Annotated in this window: 11 protein-coding genes; 8 read left to right on the top strand and 3 right to left on the bottom strand. The window is 74.7% G+C overall.

The genetic code is table 11. The features are described 5' to 3' along the window. Positions 1 to 175: 175 nt before the first annotated feature. Positions 176 to 1,267 (top strand): serine/threonine-protein kinase, encoded by a 1,092-nt coding sequence (locus tag NQZ70_RS36995; RefSeq protein WP_272826402.1) that lies wholly within the window; start codon positions 176 to 178, stop codon positions 1,265 to 1,267. Between the two features lie 89 nt (positions 1,268 to 1,356). On the opposite strand, the gene NQZ70_RS37000 is transcribed toward NQZ70_RS36995, so the two are convergent. Next, positions 1,357 to 3,240, bottom strand: a complete 1,884-nt coding sequence (locus NQZ70_RS37000; protein WP_237244379.1) for an amidohydrolase family protein — start codon at positions 3,238 to 3,240, stop codon at positions 1,357 to 1,359. A 561-nt stretch (positions 3,241 to 3,801) separates the two neighbouring features. Here NQZ70_RS37000 and NQZ70_RS37005 point away from each other — a divergent pair. The 6 genes from NQZ70_RS37005 to NQZ70_RS37030 all read left to right on the top strand — a co-directional run bounded on the left by NQZ70_RS37005 (position 3,802) and on the right by NQZ70_RS37030 (position 11,073). Further along, positions 3,802 to 4,059 carry a hypothetical protein gene (locus NQZ70_RS37005; protein ID WP_129578434.1) on the top strand — a complete coding sequence of 86 codons (258 nt, stop codon included), beginning with the start codon at positions 3,802 to 3,804 and terminating at the stop codon, positions 4,057 to 4,059. Between the two features lie 236 nt (positions 4,060 to 4,295). Beyond that, positions 4,296 to 6,443, top strand: coding sequence for a TOMM precursor leader peptide-binding protein (locus tag NQZ70_RS37010; RefSeq protein WP_129578435.1), 2,148 nt, complete (start codon positions 4,296 to 4,298; stop codon positions 6,441 to 6,443). 11 nt (positions 6,444 to 6,454) lie between these two features. Beyond that, positions 6,455 to 7,237 (top strand): SagB/ThcOx family dehydrogenase, encoded by a 783-nt coding sequence (locus tag NQZ70_RS37015; protein ID WP_129578436.1) that lies wholly within the window; start codon positions 6,455 to 6,457, stop codon positions 7,235 to 7,237. 22 nt (positions 7,238 to 7,259) lie between these two features. Further along, positions 7,260 to 8,312, top strand: a complete 1,053-nt coding sequence (locus tag NQZ70_RS37020) for a TOMM precursor leader peptide-binding protein (protein ID WP_129578437.1) — start codon at positions 7,260 to 7,262, stop codon at positions 8,310 to 8,312. A gap of 75 nt (positions 8,313 to 8,387) precedes the next feature. Next, positions 8,388 to 10,046 carry a protein kinase domain-containing protein gene (locus NQZ70_RS37025; protein ID WP_129578438.1) on the top strand — a complete coding sequence of 553 codons (1,659 nt, stop codon included), beginning with the start codon at positions 8,388 to 8,390 and terminating at the stop codon, positions 10,044 to 10,046. Continuing rightward, on the top strand, positions 10,024 to 11,073 hold the full coding sequence (locus tag NQZ70_RS37030) for a hypothetical protein (RefSeq protein WP_237244381.1): 1,050 nt from the start codon (positions 10,024 to 10,026) through the stop codon (positions 11,071 to 11,073). The genes NQZ70_RS37025 and NQZ70_RS37030 overlap by 23 nt, the downstream gene beginning before the upstream one ends. 98 nt (positions 11,074 to 11,171) lie before the next feature. Here NQZ70_RS37030 and NQZ70_RS37035 read toward each other — a convergent pair whose 3' ends face one another. Together NQZ70_RS37035 and NQZ70_RS37040 are read right to left on the bottom strand one after the other, a co-directional pair. After that, the gene (locus NQZ70_RS37035) at positions 11,172 to 12,638 is read right to left on the bottom strand and encodes an OmpA family protein (protein WP_129578439.1); all 1,467 of its coding nucleotides are present in this window, start codon (positions 12,636 to 12,638) and stop codon (positions 11,172 to 11,174) included. A gap of 11 nt (positions 12,639 to 12,649) precedes the next feature. Continuing rightward, the gene (locus tag NQZ70_RS37040) at positions 12,650 to 13,864 is read right to left on the bottom strand and encodes a hypothetical protein (RefSeq protein ID WP_129578440.1); all 1,215 of its coding nucleotides are present in this window, start codon (positions 13,862 to 13,864) and stop codon (positions 12,650 to 12,652) included. Positions 13,865 to 14,227: 363 nt separating this feature from the next. Here NQZ70_RS37040 and NQZ70_RS37045 point away from each other — a divergent pair, with 363 nt between their 5' ends. After that, a complete protein-coding gene (locus NQZ70_RS37045; protein ID WP_129578441.1) occupies positions 14,228 to 16,729 on the top strand; it encodes a M1 family metallopeptidase in 2,502 nt (833 codons plus the stop codon). Positions 16,730 to 16,787 lie beyond the last annotated feature (58 nt).

Genomic DNA, 16,787 nt, shown 5'->3' on the forward strand with positions numbered 1-16,787 from the left:
GCGCTGCGCCCGCAGGGGCGCTACCCTCGGGACGCCCGGTGCGAGCGCGTATGATGTCAGCCAGGGTGGAAGCGCTGTTCCGCCGCCAGACGCCTTGCGGGCGCCGGGCGGCTGCGCGCGCCCTGCGCCGCGGCGCTGCCGGCGCGCGGGGGGCTCGGCCGGGAGGCGCCGCCGCATGAGCGATTCGGTGTACCTCGCGGGGGGTCAGGCGAGCTCGGCGGCGCGCGAGCGGGCGATGGCGCTCATCGGGCGCACGCTCCTCCACCGCTACCGCCTCGAGGAGCTCGTCGCGATGGGCGGCATCGCCGCCGTCTTCAGGGCCACGAAGCTCGCGACCGGCGAGGACGTGGCCGTCAAGGTGCTCCACCCGGACGCGGAGGAGCTGCCCGAGCTCATCGAGCGCTTCGAGCGCGAGGCCGTCGCCGGCCGCCACATCTTCCACCCCAACGTCGCGGCGGTCTACGAGATCAACCAGCTCGACGACGGCGCGTGGTTCATGGTGATGGAGTTCATCCGCGGCATCACGCTGCGCAAGCTCATCGACCAGGGCCCCATCCCCCCGCCGCGCGCGGCGAACATCGCGCGCCAGATCGCGACCGCCCTGAACGCCGCGCACGATTTCGGGATCGTGCACAGGGACGTGAAGCCGCTCAACATCATGGTCCTCGACGGGCCGGAGGAGCGCGTCCAGCTCATCGATTTCGGCCTCGCCAAGGTCCCGATCGAGCAGTTCTCCTTCACGACGGGCGACGGCTCGCGCCGCTCGCTCACGAACGCCGGGGTGCTGCTCGGCACGGTGGCGTACATGGCGCCCGAGGCGGCGCTCGGCATGCGCTCCGTCGACCGGCGGGCCGATCTCTACGCGCTCGGCGTCATCCTCTACGAGATGCTCGCGGGCAAGCACCCCTTCACGGCGGTGGAGCCCTCGGCGCTGTTCGCCCAGCACCGGTCGACGCCGCCGCAGCCGATCGCCGAGCGCACCCCCGGCATCGTCGTCCCGCCCGCGCTCGAGGCGGTCGTGATGCGCCTGCTCGCCAAGGATCCGGACCACCGCTTCCCCCACGCGCGCGCGGTGCTCGTGGCGCTCGACGCCGCCATCCAGAGGATGAGCGCGCCGGACACGAGCCTCGCCATCGCCGCCCCGGCCAGCCTCCGGGCGGCGGCGAGCTTCATCGAGCGGCGGACCTCGCGCGCCGTGCTCGCCGGCGCGGGGCTCCTGTTCTTCGCGCTGGGGAGCGTGATCGCCTGGATGCTCGCGTCGCGGTGAGCGCGGCGCGGCGAGGGGGGCGCCGCGCGCCGTCGCGATGAGTGCGGCGCGGCGCGGCGAGAGAAGAGCCTCGCGCCGCCCGGAGCGGCCTACTCGCAGACGCCCACGGGGAGCCCCGCGATCGCCGAGAGGTCGACGCACTTCCTGCCGCCCGGGCACGCCCGGGCGCGCTCTCCGCGCGGGTCGCAGAGGTCCTTGCACGTGCTCGACGCCTCGTCGCACTGGCTGCCGGGCGCGCAGGCGAGGAGCGCGTCGCACGGCTGCCCGCCCGAGCCCGCGCCGGCGTACCAGCACGAGGTCGCGCCGTTGCCCAGGAACACGCACGCGGCGCCGTTCTCGCAGTCCTGCGCGATGAGGTCGCAGCCGTCGCCCTCCACGCACGACCCGCCCGTGGGCGAGCCGCCGTCGAAGACGCACGCGCTCCCCGGCGCGCAGGCCGAGCGGCGTTCGCAGGTCGCGGCGCAGCGCTGATCCGGGCTGCACGACAGCGCGTCGCCGCACTCCGGCGCGCCGAGGCACGTGTCGCCGCGGCCGGCGCCGGTCCGCGGCCGCCTCGTGAGGCTCGTCCCGCGGGGCAGCGCGAGCGCGTCGCGATCGAGGAGGACGCCCGACTTGTAGACGCGCGAGACCCGCTCGAGCGCGCGGGCGTCGGCGAGCGGATCGCCGTCCACCACGAGCACGTCCGCGAGCGCCCCCTCCTCGATGCGCCCGAGCTCGGGCCGCCCGAGCACGTCCGCGGCCACGCGCGTCGCGGCGGCGAGCGCGTCGACCGGCGGCATCCCCGCCTCGACGAGGAGCGCGACCTCGCGGCGCAGGGCGAGCCCGTGGAAGACCGCCGGGTTGCCGGCGTCGGAGCCGGCGGCGATGGTGACCCCGGCCCGGTAGCACGTCATGAGGTTCTCGACCGCGCGCGCGCGCCACCCCGCAACGAGCTCCTTGTAGCTGGCTGTCCTGAGCTCCGCGATCAGGGACGGGTCGCGCAGGGCGGCGATCACGTCGGCCGGCACGTCGTCGCCGAGGGCAGGGTCGTCGAGCTCGGCGAGCGTCCCGTGGGCCGCACGGTACAGCCCGTCGTCCAGGGCGAGCGTCGGGATCACGACGGCCCCGGCGGCGGCCATGCGGCGCGCGAGCTCGGGCGAGATCCGGTCCTGGTCCGGGATGTGCGCGAAGCGCGTCACGCCAGCGCCGAGCGCGACCTCGATGTCGACGGCCGAGGTCGCGTGCGCGATGACGCGGACGCCCGCGGCCCCGGCGGCCTGCGCGATCGCCGCGACGGAGTCGGGCGAGAGGCGCGGGAGCGGCCGCGATCCCCCGGACTCGAGGACGATCTTGATGACGTCGGGGGCGCCCGGGAGCAGCGCCTCGAAGGCCCCGGCGACATCGGCGGGAGAGTCGATGAAGAGGCAGAAGTCGCCGGGCGGGCTGCCGTGATAGCAGGGGTGCCCGCCGGTCGCCGTGAGCAGCGGTCCGGCGGCGAAGAGCTGCGGCGCGAGGACCTCGCCGGCGCGGGCGCGCGCGCGCTGCTCGAAGATGACGTGCTGGAGCGAGCCGAGGTCGAGGTACGAGGTGACGCCCGACCGGAGCATCGCCTTCGTGTGGTCCTCGAGGTGGAGGTCGCCGTCGTGATACGCATAGGGCCCGGCGACGCTGAGCGAGTGCGCGTGGAGGTCGATCAGCCCTGGGAGCACCGTCTTTCCGGTGACGTCCACGATCTCGCCGCCGGCGATCTCGACGTCGCGCTCGTCGAGGACGACCTGCTTCACCCTGTCGCCCTCGATCACCACCGTCGCCCTGGCCGCGCGCGCGCCGTCGAACACCGTACCTCCCTTCAGCACGGTGCATCCCGCGCACCCCGCCTCGGCCAGGCCCTGCGGGGAGGAGCGCTCCGCGGCGCCGCAGCCTGAAAGCCACGTCGCCGCGGCGAGGAACCAGGAAGAGAGACCTATCGCGAGTCCGAGCGAAGTACGATGCATGACACCCCTTTGCTGATGAGCGCCGAGCGCCCGGGAGGAGGCGGGCCCGGTACCGGACAGGGGGAAGGAAGGCAATTAATGAGACAGCGCTCGTGGCACGATGGATGCGCGCGCGCAGGGCGCCACGTTATCCAGGGTTCTTCGGCTGGATCGGAGCGACGCAACCGAGGCGGTTCATACCCGACGCCCGGCGGCTCTCCGGCCCGAGCGGATGGGCGCCCGAGGTCACAGGCGATCTTGGCAAACGGGCCCATCCAGGGAGCGAGCGCTGCGCGCCGGATCGACCGCGATGCGAGGCCGCAGGAGGGGCGCGCGCCGTCGTCGCCGCTGCCTCGGCCGCGCCTGGGCGAGCAGGGCCACCCGGGAGAGCCGCCATTCATGGGATGCGCGAGCCAGGCGCGCTCGCGAAGCAGCCCTGTACAGCGGCCGGGTCGCGCGCGCTGGCCGCCGCGCGGTCACCCTGGACGACAGGAAATCAGCGCGACATCCGTCTCCAGACAACGAGTCATCGGATTGACGAAGAGCCTTTGCCTGCCTCACGTACTCGTGGGAGGCTCTGCGATGAGTGACTCGAACAACGGGAATGGTGCGCCGAAGGATCTGGATGTGTCGGTAAAGGAGCTCCGCAACGCCATCGACGAACTGTCGAGCAGGCTGGAAGCAATGGATGTGGCGAATCCGGCCAGCTACTGTGGCGGCTACTGCGGCCACCACTGTGGCGGCTACTGCGGCGGCTACTGCGGCCACCGCTGTGGCGGCTACTGCGGCGGCTACTGCGGCCACCGCTGTGGCGGCTACTGCGGCCACCGCTGTAGCTAGCCCGAAGCCGGCGGGGCCGATCGATGGCTCTCCGGAGGAAGATGAGGATCGTGAGGAATCGAGAACGACATCTTCCCGTCTTCCTGGGCTCACCACGTTCGGGCGAGCCGGCGCGCCGGCCGCATGGGAGGCTCTTCTCTCCTTGGCTTGTCGGGATATCGCTCCTTGAGCGCCAGAACTGAACCTCGTTACCGAAGGCGCAGCGCGGCGGCGCTGCCCTTACCTGGAGATCTCGCGTGGCCATTCAACTGCCCAGCTCATCGACCGCCGCACCCGCGCTCGCGGGGGGCGCCCCGCTTGCGCCAGAGGAGGCGCGCGGGAGGCTCGCGCGATCGCGTGTCCTCGTGGTCGGGCTCGAGCCTTGGGGCGCCGTCGCGGCCGCCGAGCTCGCGTCCGCGGGCGTCGGCGCGCTCCACGTCCTCGACGACAGCGAGGTCGCGGCGGACGATCTCGGCCCGTTCGCCGAGGCGGATCTCGGGAAGGGCCGCGCGCCTTCGCTCGCCCGCGCGCTCTCGCGGATCGCGCCAGGCTGCGCGGTCACGCCCGGGGCGCTGATCGCGGCCGCGGATCGCCCGCTCGCCCTCGAGGACGCCGGCTGGGACCTGATCCTCACGTGCGTCTCCGGCGACGATCTCCTCGTTCTTCAGAGCGTCGCCCGCTTCGCTCACGCGACGTCGACCCTCTCGCTCAGCGCGCACCTCGAGGGGCTCGAGGCGGTGATCGGCCCCGCCGTCGTTCCTGGCGAGACGGCGTGCTGGAACTGCTGCCGTCTCCGGAGGCTCGCGACCAGCGATCAGCCCGAGGCGGATCGCGCGCTCCAGGCGACGCTCCTCGCCGGGCGCACAGGGCGCCGCGCGCGCACGTACCTCGCGCCCACGCCGGCGCTCCTTGGCCACGCCGTCGCGCTCGCGGCCGTCGATCTGCTCGTGAACCGCGCCGCGTCGCGGCTCGCCGGGCGTCTCGTGGTCCAGAGCCTGATCGACCTGGAGGCGTCCTTTCATGCCGTCCTGCAGATGCCCTGGTGCCCGATCTGCGGCGGCGCCGCCGGCGCCCTGGGCGCGGGGAGCGCGCGCAGGGGCTCGAGCGCACGCCTGCGCGACGCGCGCGATCCGGCGGAGCTCCGGCAGATGCTCGCCGGCGTCGTCGACACACGGACCGGCATCGTCCGGCGGCTCGCGCTGGGCGCGATGCACCCGGCGCTCGCCCCCGAGACGCCGATCATCGCCAGCGCGGTCCTCAGCAATTACATCAGCGGCGCGGCGCACGCGCGCTGCTGCGACGAGCCGGAGGTCGGCACCGGAAAGGGCGTCACGGCCGTCGAGGCCCTGATCAGGGCGACCGGCGAGGCGGTCGAGCGCTACTCCGCAAAGCTCTTCGACAAGCAGGGGCTGCTCCGCGCCCCGATCGCCGAGATGCAGGGCGATTTCATCGCTCCGGAGCGGCTCTGTCCCTACAGCGAGGAGCAGTACGCGAGGCCCGGGTTCCCCTATGCGCGGCTCGATCCGACCACGCCGATCGAATGGGTCCTCGGGCATTGGCTGGACACCCGCGCGCCCGTACACGTGCCAGCGCTCCCGACCTACTACGGCGACTGCGCAGGGCCTGATGCCTACTTCTGCGAGGTGACCTCGAACGGGCTCGCCGCCGGCCCGACGCTCGAGGCGGCCTCGATGGGGGCCGCGCTCGAGCTCATCGAGCGCGATGCCTTCATGATCTCGTGGCTCGCTCGCAGGCCAGGGCGGCGCATCCTGCCCGACGACTCGGTCGACCCCGAGGTGCACGAGATCGCCCGGCAGCTCGGGGAGCGCGGCGCCCGGATCGAGCTGTATCTCCTCGACGCGGGCATCGCGGTCCCCGTGGTCATGTGCGTGGGATACGGCGATGGAAAGCGCTGGCCCGGCGCGACGGTCTCGCTCGGAGCCCACCTGAGCCCCCTCACCGCGATCAGGAAAGCCGTCCTCGAGCAGGGTCAGATCGTCGGTTACGTCTTCCGCCTGATGGCGGGCGAGGAGCTCGCCATCCCCGAGCGGCCGGAGGACGTGCGCACGCTCGAGGATCACGCGATCTATTACGTCCCCCCGAGCCGCGCCGCGGCCTTCGCCTTCCTCCGCCAGGGGCGCACGGTGACCGCCGCCGAGCTCGAGGAGCCCGAGGAGGTCACCCTCTCCGAGCTCGCCCGGCGCGTCCAGGCCGCGGGCCTGCGGATCGCGATCGTGGACGTGACCTCGCCCGATCTCGCGGCGACCCCCTTCCGCGTCGTCCGGGCCCTCGGGCCCGATTTCCAGCAGATCCATTTCGGCCACGAGCTCGCGCGGCTCGGCAATCCGCGCCTCCGTTCGATGGCCCCCCACGGGATCAACCCGGACCCTCACCCGATGGCCTGAGCGAGGACACCATGGCAAGGAGCAAAGAGGCGGACGTCGCGCGGCTCTATCACCTCCAGTCCTCCCACGTGAGGGCGCGGCCGGTCGAGCCGCCGTTCCACGGAGATCTCCAGCCGCTCCGCTTCCGCACCTACCCCGGCTCGACGCGCACGCCGCTGCCGGGGCGCGATTTCGCGATCGACGCCCCGCTCGGCGCGGTGCTGGAGCGGCGGCGGTCGGTCCGCGACTTCGCCCTCAGGCCGATGCCCCTGGAGACGCTCGGGCGGCTCCTCCATGCGAGCTACGGCGTCCGCGGGACGCGAAAGATCGACGGGGACTGGTGCTGCGATCGGCCGACGCCGTCCGCCGGGGCCCGGTATCCGCTCGAGATCTACGTGGCGACGCAGGCCGTGGAGGACCTCCCGGACGGCCTCTATCACTACGACGCGCGCGCGCATGAGCTCGAGCTCCGCCGGGGAGGCCTCGCGCACGCCGCGCTCACGGATCTGGCGATGGATCAGGCCATGGTCCGGAGCGCCAACGTCGTGGTCATCATCACGGCGGTCCCGTTCCGCACCATGTGGAAGTACGGCCAGCGCGGCTATCGCTTCCTGTGGCTCGACGCGGGGCACCTCGGCCAGAACCTCTACCTCGTCGCGACGGCCATGGGCCTCGGCCCGGTGGCGATCGGCGGCTTCTACGACGACGAGCTCAAGGCCTTCCTCGCGCTCCCGGCCGAGGAGGACGCCATGTACATCGTCTGCATCGGTCAGCCCGGGCCGACCGAGGGCCCGGCGGGGGCCCAGCGCGGCTGAACAGGGAGCGTCGGAGAGCACCATGTCCAGAATTCGACTCAGCCGCTCGGCCAGCATCACGCCCACGGACGCGGGGATCATCCTCCGGTCCGATCTCGGCACCTTCCAGCTCACCGGCGCGGACGTGAGCGCGTTCCTCGAGCGGGTGGCGCCGCTGCTCGACGGGTCCCGCGATCGGGAGGCGATCGTCGAGGCGCTCGCCGACTACTCGGGGCACAGCGTGCTCGCGCTCCTCGATCTGCTCGCGGCGCGCGGGCTGATCGAGCCGGCGCCCGACGCGGCGGAGCCCCCGGAGCGCGAGCGCCTCCGCGGGCAGCTCGAGTTCCTCCGCAGGTGGACCTCGGCCCCGGAGCAGGCGGCGCAGCGGCTCGCGGCCGCGCGCGTGCTCGTCGTGGGCCTCGAGCCGTGGGGCGCCGCCGCCGCCCTCGCGCTCGCGGCGGCCGGCATCTCCGCGCTCCGCCTGATCGACGAGGGCGACGTCGCGGTCGGCCCGCGCGACGCCGCGGTGCTCCCGGCGCGCGGCCAGGCGGCGCTCGACGCGCGCGGCCAGGCGGCGCGCGGCGCCCTGGCGGCGCTGATCCGCGAGCGCGCGCCGCGCTGCCGGGTGGACGAGAGCCCCGCCGCAGCGCTCCTCTCCGACGACCTCCTCGCGCCGGAGGACCGCCCCCACCTCCTCGTCGCGGCCGTGCGCGGCGACGACGCGGAGCTCCTGGAGCGCGTCGCGCGGTTCGGCCACCGCGCGCGGATCGTCTCCCTCTTCTCGGACCTCGTGGGGGCGACGGCCGTCCTCGGCCCCCTCGTGTTCCCGGGCGAGACGGCGTGCCGGGTCTGCGCGACGGCCGACGCGCTGAACCCCCCGCCCGCCGCGGGCCCCCGGGGCGAACCCGCGCTCCAGGCCGGCGCGATGGCGCAGCTGCTCGGCCAGCTCGTGGCCCTGGAGTCGCTCAAGGTGCTCTCGGCATACACGCCGTCGAGGCTCGGGGGCCGGCTCCTGATCCAGGACCTCTCGACGTTCGAGACATCGTACCGCACGCTCGTGAGGCTGCCGTGGTGCAGGGTTTGCGGCGAGGCGTGACGCGGGGGCGGAGGTGCTCTAGCCTGCGGCCGTGAAGAGGGCTCGCCCCCAAGCCGCCGCTCCGGGCCTCCCGTCATGATCGGCCGCGTCCTCGACGAGCGCTACGCGATCCTCCGGCTGCTCGGCCAGGGCGGCATGGGCGCCGTCTACGAGGCGCGGCACACCGGCACCGGCCGCCGCGTCGCGGTGAAGGTCATCCTCGGCCCGGCCGCCGACGACGAGCTCCTCCGCCGCTTCCAGCGCGAGGCGCGCGCGGTCGGCGCGGTCGAGTCGGAGCACATCGCGCAGGTGTTCGACACCGGGCGCGATCGCGAGACCGGCTCGCCGTACATCGCGATGGAGTTCCTCGACGGCGAGGACGTGCAGTCCCTCATCGAGCGGCTCGGCCCGCTGCCGGTCGATCTCGCGCTCCGCATCGCCCTTCAGGCGTGCCTCGGGCTCGAGCACGCGCACGAGGCCGGCGTCGTCCACCGCGACATCAAGCCGGCGAACCTGTTCCTCGCGCGCAAGCAGGGCGGCCAGCGCGTCGTCAAGCTGCTCGACTTCGGGGTCGCCAAGGTGACCGATCAGAGCCTCGGCAACGGCGGGATGACGAAGAGCGGCGCGCTCCTCGGCTCGCCCCTCTACATGTCGCCCGAGCAGGCGCGCGGCAGCGGCGCCATCGACGCGCGCTCGGATCTCTGGTCGCTCGGGATCAGCCTGTACCACGCCCTGTCCGGGCACCGCCCCAACGAGCACCTGACCGGCCTGGGCGAGCTCGTCCTGGCCATCTGCACGACCCCCGTGCGCTGGATCCAGGAGGTCGCGCCGTGGGTTCCGCCGGAGATCGCCCACGTGGTGCACCGGACGCTGGTCATCGATCCGGCCGGCCGCACCGCGAGCGCCGGCGAGCTGGCGGCGGCGCTGCGCGCGTTCCTGCCGCACGGCGAGGCGATCGCCGAGGCGATGCTCGTGCCGCTCGACGCCGCCACGCGCGCGTCGCGGGCGCCGAGCGCGCCGTTCAGGGCCGCCGCGCCGAGCGCGCCGTTCGGGGCCGACGCGCCGTTCGGCGCCGGGTCGACCCCGCCGCGCATGCCGAGCGCGCCGTTCAGCGCCGCCGCGCCGTTCGGCGCCGGGTCGACCCCGCCGCGCATGCCGAGCGCGCCGTTCGACGCCGCGTCGACCCCGCCCCGGCTGTCGGGCGTGCCGTTCGACGCCGCGCCGGGCCCGGCGCGGCCGTCGGGCGTGCCGCACGCGCTGTCGGGCACGGCGCCCGCCACGAGCGTGGGGCTGTCGAACCGCAGCGACCGCCCGGCGTCGCGCGCGCCCGTGGCGCTGCTCGCCGGCGGCGTGCTCGCCGCCGCGATCGCGGGCGGAGCCGGCGTCTACCTCGCGGTGCGCGGCGGCGGGTCGCCCCCGGCCGCGCCGTCGGCCGATCCGGAGCCCCCGCGCGCCGAGGCCGAGCCGCCGCCTCCGTCCGCGGGCGCCGAGGCCGAGCCGCCGCCGCGCGCCGAGGCCGAGCCGCCGCGCACCGGCGCGCCGGCGCCCGGGGACGCGCCGGCCGCGGCTTCCTCGACGGCCGAGGCGCCGCCCTCGCCGACAGCGACGGCGCCGGCGACGGCGACGGCGCGCGCCGCCGCGTCGGCGAGCGCCGGCGTCGCCGCGCGCCCGCCCGCGCCGAGGCCGTCCGCCGTCAGGCCGCCGCCGCCCCCCAGGCCCCCGAGGAATGACGATGACGAGACATCGAGGAAGTAGGCGCGCCGCGTGGTGCATCGCCGCGCTCCTGTCGCTCTCGGCGGGCCTGGCCCGCGCGGAGCCGTCGGCGGATCAAGCCGCCGCGGCCGAGGCGCTGTTCCGCGAGGGGCGCGAGCTCGTCGCGCAGGGCAAGCTCGCCGAGGCGTGCCCCAAGTTCGCGGCGAGCCAGCGGCTCGATCCGGGCTACGGCACCCAGTGGAACCTGGCGGACTGCCTCGAGCGGCTCGGCCGGACCGCGAGCGCCTGGGCGGCGTTCCGCGAGGCCGCGGACATGGCGAGCCGGGCCGGCCAGGCCGACCGCGAGGCGAAGGCGACGCGCCGCGCGGCCGATCTGGAGGCGCGGCTCGAGCGGCTCGCCGTCGCGGTGAGCGCGCCGGCCGACGGGCTCGTCGTGCGGCGCAACGGCGCGGTCCTCGACGCCGGCGCGTGGGGCGCGCCGCTGCCGGTCGACCCGGGCAAGCACCGCATCGAGGCGACCGCGCCCGGCAAGAAGCCGTTCTCGGTGGAGGCGCAGACCGCCGGCCCCGGCAAGCTCGTCACCGTGGCGATCCCGCCGCTCGAGGACGACCCCGCGGCGTTGGGGGCGTCCGCGGCGGCGCCGCCGCAGCCGGGCGGGCCGCCCGCGGCCGGCCGGAGCGGCGCAGCCGGCGCCGGCGCGGGCGGCGACGACGGCGGCGCGAGCACCCGCCGCACCCTCGCCTTCGTGGCCGGCGGCGTCGGCGTCGCCGGCGTCGTGACCGGCTCGATCTTCGGGCTCATCGCCGGCGCGCGGTGGAACCGGGCCCAGGACGAGCACTGCCGGACCGAGACGCTCTGCGACGATCGGGGCGTTTCGCTGGTCGACGACGCCAAGCGCGCGGCGACGCTGTCCAACATCGGCTTCGTGGTCGGGGGGGTCGGGCTCGCGGCCGGCGTCGCGCTGTTCGTGACGTCGCTCGGCGACGCGCAGCCCGCGGCGGCGCGGATCGTGGTCACGCCCGCCGTCGGGGCGAACGGCGGCGGGCTCGGGATCCACGGCCGGTTCTGACGAGCGTCGGCCGCGGCCTCCAGCGCGCGGCAGCCGCCCTCGCATCTTCCAGCGCGCCGGCGAGGCGCGCTCCAGGAGGAGCGCGCCCCGCACGTCGCTCACTCGTCGATCACGAACTCCACGCGGCGGTTCTTCGCGAGGCTCGCCGGATCGTTGCCCTCGGCCACCGGCCTGTCCGACCCGAAGCCCTCGGCCGTGAGCCGGCCCGGGCTGACGCCCTTCTGGATCAGGTACTTCCGGACCGCCTCGGCGCGCTGCTGGCTCAGCTCCTGGTTCAGCTCGCGCGTGCCGGTCTCGTCGGTGTGCCCCTCGACCCGCAACCGCTCGATCTCGGGGTTCGCCTTCATGACGAGCGCCACCTGGTCGAGGGTCTTGTACGACTCCGGCTCGAGCTCGGCCGATCCCGTCCGGAAACGGATGGTATCCCGCATCACGAACTCGCCCTGCTCGTACGTGACCCGCGGATCGCCCTTGTCCGGGCAGCCGTCGTCGTCCTCGACGCCGTTGATCGTCTCCTTCTCGTCCGGGCACTCGTCGTCCGAGTTCGGCACGCCGTCGTGATCGTCGTCGGCGTCCTCCTCGGGGCAGCCGTCGCTGTCGTAGTCGCCGTCGCGATCCTCGGGCACGTCGGGGCACTGGTCGCGCTCGTCGTCGACCCCGTCGTGGTCGCGGTCGTGCGAGGTCGGCGTGTACTTCACGCCCGCGAACACGCGGAAGATCGGCACGCCGTAGCCGGCCAGCGCTCCGATGCCCGGGCCCGCGACGATCTCCCACTCCTCGCTCGGGTTGATCTTCACGTAGCCGAGCGCCTCGAGCGGCGTCTCCTCCTCCTTCAGGTCGTCCGCGGTGAAGCCGATACCGCCGTTGGCCTCCGCGCCGATCTCGACCTTCCCGTCGATGCCGCCGAAGCGGTAGCCGAGCGCCGCCGCGTACGTCAGCTCGCTCCCCGCCTCGACGTTGCGGTACGTCGTCCCCTCGCGGATGGCGACGCCCGCGTTGACGCCGAACCTGAGGCCGGGCGCGAACCGGTGATCGAGGACGATCCGCGGCCAGAACACGACGTTGCGCGCGCCGCCCGCGAAGTCGCCGGTGTGCGTGGGCACGCGCAGCTCGGCCACGAGGCCGAGCCCGATGGAGTCGCGGTCGTCGAGGATGCGCAGCTTCGGCACGAGCCGGATGTCGCCGAGGCCCCCGAACGACGGCGAGCCCTCCCCCGACTGGAAGAGAAAGAACGGGATGTCGAGGCCGAGCGCGAACGGCTCGGCGATGGTGACCGAGGCCATGAGATCGGCGCCCAGCCGGCCGCTCACGATCTGGGTCCGCACGCCCCCGTCGCCGGTCGCGACGATGAGCGGGTTGCGCGCGTAGTTCAGCAGCAGCCCGAACTCCCACGGGTCCGCGGGCTCACGGACGCCGGAGCCCTCGGTGACGACGAACGCGTCGTGGGTGACGGCGGGCTTGAAGCGCTCGACGTCGAGGTTTGTCTCCTGCGCCGACGCGCTCGTCGCGGCGGCGAGGATCGTGACGATGCTGCAGGCGGTGGCGGCGGTGGTCCGTGCGCGCATGGGTCTCCTCTTCATCGGCCAGCCCCCGGTCCGCGGCGGGGGCGTCTGCGCCAGGCGAGCGCGAGCCCGCCGGCGGCGAGCAGCGACAGGGCGCCGCCGCCGAGGGGCGCGGGCCCCGCCGTGCAGGCGCACGCGCCGCCCTGGACCGCATCCGCGCCGTCGACGCAGCGCCCGGTCGGCGCGCAGAGCAGGTCGGCGCCGCACTCGGACGAGCCCGGCGAGCACGGGCCGCACTGCCCGCTGACGCACACGAGATCGCCGCACTCGGCGCTCGACGTGCAGGTGCCGCTGGGCGTGGGGACGCACCGGTGATCCGGCGAGCAGTCCTCGTCCGCGTCGCAGTCCGCGTCGTCGACGCACGACACCGGGAGGATGCAGTCGCCGGCCACGCAGATGCCCCGGCCGGCGCAGTCCGCGTCGCGCGTGCAGCCGGAGGGCGGCACGATCACGTCGGGCACCCGGTCGCCGTCCGCATCGCCGGCCACGCACGGCGCGGAGATGCCGATGTCGAGATCGCCCGCCCCGAGCCCCGGGGCGTCGTTCACCGACCGGAAGTACAGGTTCGCGTTGCACGTCGCGCCGACGCTCACGATGTCGAGCGCGATCGAGCCCTGCGCGTATCCCCGCGTCTCGTCGCCGATCAGCACCGGATCGACGTCGGTCCCTGCCTCGGTGGCCACCTGCTGGTCGGTGACCGTGAGGGGCTCGTAGCTCCCCGACGCCGCGAACGTCCAGATCCCCGCGCGCGTGCCGTCGCCCTTCACGCCGAGCACGACCTCGTAGCCGCCCGGCGACTCGTCCTCCGTGAACCGCGGGTCGATCTCGGGCGCCCGGGCCGTGCCGCCGGTCCCCCGGTTCTTGTCGGCGTCGATGAACACGAAGAGCGTCGCCTGGGCGCCGATCGCGGTCGTCCCCGACACGTAGGCGCGCACCCAGAGCCGCCCCGTGTCGGCGACCGCGTAGGCCGTGCGGAAATCGATCGACTGCTCCGGAGCCGCGAACGTCCCCTCGCCGTCGCCCGCGACGTCCTCTTTGCCGTACGGCCAGCGCGGCTCCCCGGTCCTGTCGACCGCGACGATCTCGTCGAGCACGGGCGTCGTCCGCCCGTCGGTCCACGTCTGAGCGGACGAGCTCTTCGGAACGAGCGCGACGGCGAGCGCCGCGCCCACAGCCAGCGGCGCGACCAGCGAGCGCCCCCTCCTGCACCCCTCTCTATGATGTGCCATGGCGGGCCGCATCCTCGCATAGGTCGCTGCAACCCTTGCAAATGAAAGGCGAAATGACCGGTGCGACGCGCCCAGAGTGCGCAGGGGTGCGCGCGCCTCGGACAGCGCCCGCGCGCGCGCCGCGCTCGCCTGCGCCGGCGGCCCGCGCGCCGCGCTCGTGGCGCGCGCGACCGAGCGCCTGTTTTTTCAGCGCCGGGCCTCTCGCCGCCGTTCTCCGGGGCGTCGCCTTCGCTTGGCCACGGGCCCGGGTTCTGTAACTGTCCCGCGGTCAGTTACGCGTCGCTGCGTCGGCTCGGGCTCGAATGCCGGGCTCTAGCGTCGGCCCGGCGAGGGGAAGCTCCTCATTCGATCGAGGGAGACCGGATGCACTGCACTGTCCAGAAACACCGCCCCGGAGCGTTCCGGGTGGCCTGCCTGCTGCTTGGATCGCTCGCCGCGGCGTGCTCGGGGGAAGACCCGGCGCCGCTCGAGGGGAGCGCGTTCGACGTCGAGCGGTACGATCTCCGGGGCGAGTTCGACTGGGAGCGGGGCCGCCTCGTCGCGACGCTGGGCCTCACGCTGTCGATCACCGGCGACGGCCCGCGGGTCGTCGTGCTCGACAGCGCCGTCGCCGAGGTGAAGGAGGTCCGTCGCAAGGACGGCGGCGCGCTCCCGCACGAGATCGATCCGGCGCGCGAGGCGCTCGCGGTCGATCTCTCGAGCGTGCCCGAGGCGGCGCGCGGCGAGCCGATCGCGCTCGAGATCGACTACGAGGCGCTCTCCGGCGACGCGCTCCGCGCGGTGCCCGCGCGCGAGGGCGATCCGGTCGCCGTGCGCGCGGTGTACACGATCTCGGAGCCGCTCGGGGCGTCGCGGTGGATGCCGTGCCACGACGCGCCCTCGGACCGGGCGGTGTTCTCGGTCGCCATGCGCGTCGACGGCGCCGAGTCGCTGATCGCGAACGGCGATCTCGTCGGCGACGAGGATCTCGGCGCCTCGGGCCGCCTCGTCCGCTACGAGACCGCCTACCCGCTGCCGCCCTACCTCATGGCGTTCGCGATCGGCGATTTCGAGGTCGAGCGCGGCGCGAAGGGGGACCTCCCCATCGCGGTCTGGCACCGCCGCGGGCTGCCCGGCGATCACCGCAAGATGCTGGACGAGATCGCGCGCGCGATCGGCCGCTTCGAGGAGCTGCTCGGGCCGTACCCGTTCGAGAAGTACGCGCTCGTGCTCCTGCCGGACTTCTCGGTGGGCGGGGTCGAGCACGCGAGCATCAGCTTCCAGCGCGAGGAGCGGAGCACCGAGCCCGCGCTCGCCTCGGATCTCCTGCTCACGACGCACGAGCTCGCGCACCAGTGGTTCGGCGATCTGGTGACGGTGGCGACGTGGGACGACCTCTGGATCAAGGAGGGCATGGCGACGCTGCTCCAGCAGGAGGGCGTCCGCGCCTACACGGACGAGAGCGGCGCGGGCACGCTGAACGGCGACGAGCTCGGCCCCCGCGCGGGCGACGCCGTCCGCGACCCGTCGCTCGCGCCGGACGAGAAGTACACGAGCGGCCCCTACGACCGCGCGGCCTGGCTGCTCACCCAGATCCGCAGCCTCACCGGCGAGGACGCCTTCTGGTCGGCGCTCCGCGGCGTGCTCGCGGAGCGCCGCTTCGGGACGATCGGCACGGACGAGCTCCTCGACGCCTTCGCGCCGGCGCTCGGCCCGGAGGCGCTCGCCCGCGCGCGGCGCGCGGTCTCGGCCAAGGCGCTCCCGACGCTCGCCGTCGAGCCCGCGCCGTCGGGCGGGGCGTTCGTCACGCTGCGCGACCCGGAGGGCGCGCTCGTCGCCCCGCTGGAGCTCGCCTGGGTCTCCGGGGACGGCGTCACCCGCGTGCAGGCGCTCGCGCCCGGCGAGCGCGTCGAGGTCGCGCCCGCGCGCCCCTCCGAGCTCCTCGTCGTCGATCCGCAGGATCGCCACCCCGAGTGGGCCTTCCTCGGCACCGAGCGCGATCTCGAGGCCTACGCCGCGGCGCTCGCCCCGCGCCGCGTGCCGTCGGCTCCCGAGGCGGTCTCGCGCTTCCTCGACGTCGGCGGCGCGCACCAGCTCGCCGCGCTCCAGGGCGGCCTGCCCGCGGGGCTCGCGCCCGAGCAATTCGAGATCTTCCTGGAGGACCTCGACGGCGAGGCGGCCCGCGCCGTGGCGCTCGCCGCGGCGTGCGACGCCGCGAGCGCGCCGGGCCTCGACGCCGAGGTCCGCGGCGCGTGGTCGAGCGTGCTCGCCGGCCTCCTCGCCGGCGCCCCGCACAGCTACGGGCTCGACTACGTCGACAGCTACGCGGCGTGCGGCGCCGTCGTCTCGCCCGAGGAGCTGTTCGCCGAGGACTGGGCCCTCTTGCGGGGCGGGCTCGCGTGCGGCGGCGTCTCCGACGCGCGGCTCCAGTACCTCTCCAAGTTCAGGTTGTCGCCCGACGCGGCGCTCCGCACGTGGGGGCCGGTCGCGCTCGCGTCGGGCTCGGTGCGCGCGCGCGTCCTCGCGATCCGGCACCTCGCGACGTACCTGGAGGGGCTCGACCAGGCCGCCCTCCCCGCGTGGCGCGACTTCTTCGCTGGCGTGCTCGGCGTGACCGACGTCTCCGACGTCCTCGCCGCGGATCTCCGCGCCGTGGTGGCCTCTGCCGCGCCCACGGCGGCTGGCAACGAGGCAGCGCTCAGGGGCCTGACTCGGGTGCTTCGCGCGCCCGCGGCCCGCTCGGTCCACCCCGGCGCCGTCTGCGCGGCGTTCGCGTTGATGGGCGGTGACGAGCAGGCGTTCCGCCGCTTCGCCGCCGCCCTCGACGGCGCGGACTTGACCGATCGCGCCGCCGCCTTGCTGCGTTCTCCCGCCGACTGCCGCTGAGGCTTCGCGCCCCGCGACGCGTCTCCTGCGGCCAGCCTCGCGTCGAGGCGAGGCTGGC

The sequence above is a fragment of the Sorangium sp. So ce836 genome, from assembly GCF_028553905.1.
GTDB classification, from domain to species: Bacteria; Myxococcota_A; Polyangia; order Polyangiales; family Polyangiaceae; genus Sorangium; species Sorangium cellulosum_D.

Excerpts from the sequence above, each read along its gene's own strand:
- NQZ70_RS36995 (WP_272826402.1), top strand. The coding sequence starts at position 176 with ATGAGCGATTCGGTGTACCTCGCGGGGGGTCAGGCGAGCTCGGCGGCG.
- NQZ70_RS37000 (WP_237244379.1), bottom strand. The coding sequence starts at position 3,240 with ATGCATCGTACTTCGCTCGGACTCGCGATAGGTCTCTCTTCCTGGTTC.
- NQZ70_RS37005 (WP_129578434.1), top strand. The coding sequence starts at position 3,802 with ATGAGTGACTCGAACAACGGGAATGGTGCGCCGAAGGATCTGGATGTG.
- NQZ70_RS37015 (WP_129578436.1), top strand. The coding sequence starts at position 6,455 with ATGGCAAGGAGCAAAGAGGCGGACGTCGCGCGGCTCTATCACCTCCAG.
- NQZ70_RS37020 (WP_129578437.1), top strand. The coding sequence starts at position 7,260 with ATGTCCAGAATTCGACTCAGCCGCTCGGCCAGCATCACGCCCACGGAC.
- NQZ70_RS37025 (WP_129578438.1), top strand. The coding sequence starts at position 8,388 with ATGATCGGCCGCGTCCTCGACGAGCGCTACGCGATCCTCCGGCTGCTC.
- NQZ70_RS37030 (WP_237244381.1), top strand. The coding sequence starts at position 10,024 with ATGACGAGACATCGAGGAAGTAGGCGCGCCGCGTGGTGCATCGCCGCG.
- NQZ70_RS37035 (WP_129578439.1), bottom strand. The coding sequence starts at position 12,638 with ATGCGCGCACGGACCACCGCCGCCACCGCCTGCAGCATCGTCACGATC.
- NQZ70_RS37040 (WP_129578440.1), bottom strand. The coding sequence starts at position 13,864 with ATGGCACATCATAGAGAGGGGTGCAGGAGGGGGCGCTCGCTGGTCGCG.
- NQZ70_RS37045 (WP_129578441.1), top strand. The coding sequence starts at position 14,228 with ATGCACTGCACTGTCCAGAAACACCGCCCCGGAGCGTTCCGGGTGGCC.